At 30.6% G+C, this 3,359-nt stretch carries 3 protein-coding genes; all 3 read left to right on the top strand.

Annotated features, from left to right (window positions below; genetic code table 11):
* Nucleotides 1–1,182: glycoside hydrolase family 9 protein (locus RR430_RS09205; RefSeq protein ID WP_332509026.1), on the top strand; the 1,182-nt coding region annotated here is incomplete at its 5' end.
* 20 nt (nt 1,183–1,202) lie between these two features.
* Complete coding sequence (locus tag RR430_RS09200) at nt 1,203–1,613, top strand: GtrA family protein (RefSeq protein WP_332488632.1); 411 nt, start codon at nt 1,203–1,205, stop codon at nt 1,611–1,613.
* 20 nt (nt 1,614–1,633) lie between these two features.
* Nucleotides 1,634–3,359 (top strand): LTA synthase family protein (locus tag RR430_RS09195; RefSeq protein ID WP_332509024.1); only part of this gene is annotated, 1,726 nt, incomplete at its 3' end.

Raw genomic sequence — 3,359 nt, 5'->3', positions numbered from 1 at the left:
ATTGATGTTAATGGTGGTTGGCATGATGCAGGAGATTATGGAAGATATGTAAAAACAGGTACAAAGACTGTTAATGATTTACTATTTGCTTACATGACAAACCCAACAATGTTTACTGATGATTTAGGAATTCCAGAGACAGGAAACAGTGTGCCTGATATTCTTGATGAAGCTCGTTATGAAATAGAATGGTTAATGAAGATGCAAGCTGACTGGGGAGGGGTTTACAACAAAGCCGTAACTCCAAGTTTTCCTGGAGATATTGTGCCTGAAAATGATAAGCAACAAATGTATATTCTACCAGCAGAAACAACAACTACTGCAGATTTCATTTCAACTATGGCTTTAGCTAGTATTGTATATAAAGATATTGACCCTGCATTTGCAGAGAGATGCTTAGCAGTCACCGAAAAGGCTTGGGCAAATTTAACAGGAGCCTTTGAGTTTGTGGAATTAACCAATCCAGAAGGTTTTAGCGCAGGTGAATATCGTGATGATAAAGATATTGATGAGAGATTCTTTGCTGCTATTGCTATGTGGAGTGCAACAAATGATGACAAGTATTTAGATTATGCAAAAGAAATGCTTAGTAAAGATGCTAATGCTACTTCAGGTACAAGCTGGAGAGATGTTGGAGCATATGGCAGTTATTTATTCCTAATAAATGATAATGCTAAAGATCATAAAGATTTCTATAAACAAGTTTCAGAAAACTTAAAATATCAAGCAGATACGATATTGAACATCGTAAATGTTGATGGTTATCAAGTATCCTTAGAAAATTATTCATGGGGAAGTAATGGCTTTGTTGCTAATAATGGTATTTTATTAATGTTTGCTTATAATGTATTTGGTGATGAGAATTATAAACAAGCCGCAGTTGAGCAAGTTAACTATCTCTACGGTAAGAATTCTCTTAATATGTCATTTATAAGTGGATATGGGCAAAATACGCCACAAAATATGCACCATAGACTAACAAAAGCTAAAAATGCTAATTTAGTAGGAGTACTAGTAGGTGGTCCAGATAATGATAGAGAAGATTCATTTACGCAAGCGCTTGGTGGCAATACACCTCCTGCTAAAGTATATGTTGATGAGTATTTAAGTTTTTCATCAAATGAAGTGACAATTTATTGGAATGGTGCTTTAGTTAATTTAATAAGTCAAATTAGCAAATAAAGAATAGGCAAGGTAATGTTATGTTTGAAAAAATAAAAAATAAATTTTTAAGTAAACAGTTTCTAATTTTTGGAATTATTGGTGGTATTAATACAATTCTTTCTCAATTAATTTACATTGTATTAGTAAAATTTGGGATGATTGTATCATTATCAAGTGTTTTGGGCGACTCACTAACAATCATTATTTCATATTTTGCTAATATGAAGTTCACATATAATGAGAAACCCTCATTAAAATCAGCAATTACGTTTCCATTAAGTTATTTACCTGGACTTATTGTTAATATGCTAATTGTTATCCTAGTTGCAGATGTATTCCATGCTCCAAAGGAATACGCAAAATTAGTGTCATTACCAATAACTATACCTCTAAACTATGTCTGTATGTCTTTAATAATTAAATTAACATCAAAGAAAAAAGAAATCTAAAGTAGAATAGGAGGAAAGGTATGAAAAGGTTAAATGCTGCCATAATAAACTGGATTTATATAATTATTAGTGTATTATTACTCATTTTTATTAGATTCACATTCAGTTCAACATTTACAAGTACTGAAACATACCTATTTCTTTTATTTATCGCATTGTTTTTTGCAATAATTACTATTATTCCTAGAAAATGGAATATGATCATTGGATTTTTGATACCTTTTTTGTATGGTTTATACATTGTTTCTCAAACAATTTATTACCGTGGTTTCAATTTTTATTATCGATTATCAACTGCTCTTTCTTTACAAAAAGAGTTATCACAATCTAAAAGTAGTGTAGCAGAATTAATAAAATCTACTGATATCATGATAATCGTTGTTATAATCCTTGTTCAAATTATATTCATTGTTCTATACTTTTTTGCACATAAACCCAAAAATAGAAGATATTATATAAGTTTAATATTAGGGGGATTGTCTTTTGTATCTTGTTTCTTTTTCTTTAATAAATTTGAAAATAGTATTGAAAAATGGGAAGATATTGATCCATTTCTTGTATATAAAACAGATTACTATGTTTATGATTCTATCAATTCAACTTCTCAATTTGTCAAACTATATGGACCAACTACATTATTTTACCGTGATGCACAGACACTAGCATCTGATTCAGATGATAATTCACACATTGATGAAATCACTGATTACTTATCTACTAAGGAAACTTGGGGTAGTAATGAATACACGGGATTATTGAAAGATAAAAGTATCTTAGTTATACAAGCAGAGTCTCTAGCTAATGCTTTTATTACTCCTGAATTAACACCTACATTATTTAAGTTAAAAACAGAAGGATTGTATTTTGAAAACTTTAGTGCTCCATTACTTCCAGGATCGACAAGTGACTCAGAATTTATGGCTAATATTGGACTCATACCAGAATCTGATGGTTATGCAAGTTCGTTCAGATATGTTGATAATGAATACCCAACTACATTAGCTAAGATGTTTAAGCAAGAGGGATATAATGCTTATGCATATCATAATAATTTTGGAGAATTTTATAACCGATCAGAATTATTCCCTAACCTAGGATATGATTTCTTTGGATCTTATGAATTAGGATTAGAAACAGAATCATGTGACTCTATTACTATGGAGGCATTTAAATATATTTTACTCGAAGATCCAAAATTTCTTGCTTTTTGGATAACATATAGTGGACATCAACCATATGGAACACCTTATTACGATGATAACATTGGTCAATATGCGGAAGAGGTTATGTCAGTTTATCCAACACTAAATATGGAATATATTACAATTATGTGTAAAACAGTTGATTTAGATAGATCAATCGCAGAGTTTATGCAAAAAGCAGAGGATGCTCATAGAATGGATGATATTGTAATCGTTGTATATGGTGATCATGCAATAAAAGGAAATTACTTACAAAATGAAAATTTGGCGAATATACGTACTCTTGTGAATGATGATTCAATCACAAAAAGTGATTTACGAGATTTATCAAATAATCCATTGATTATATATAATTCAGAATTAGAAAGTGAAGTCATTGAGACTGTGTCTACAACGCTAGATATTGCCCCAACTATATACAATCTATTTGGCATAGAGATAGATGAATCGACTGTTTTGGGAAGAGATATCTTAGCACCAAATAATACTGGATTATACTTTGATAACTTTGGATTCTATGCTACTAATGATTTTACATATGATT

It is taken from the genome of Anaerorhabdus sp., from assembly GCF_036641015.1.
Taxonomy (GTDB): domain Bacteria; phylum Bacillota_I; class Bacilli_A; order Erysipelotrichales; family Erysipelotrichaceae; genus Anaerorhabdus.
The sequence above is the reverse complement of the archived record's forward strand: the minus strand, read 5'-3'. Positions and strand labels throughout refer to the sequence as shown.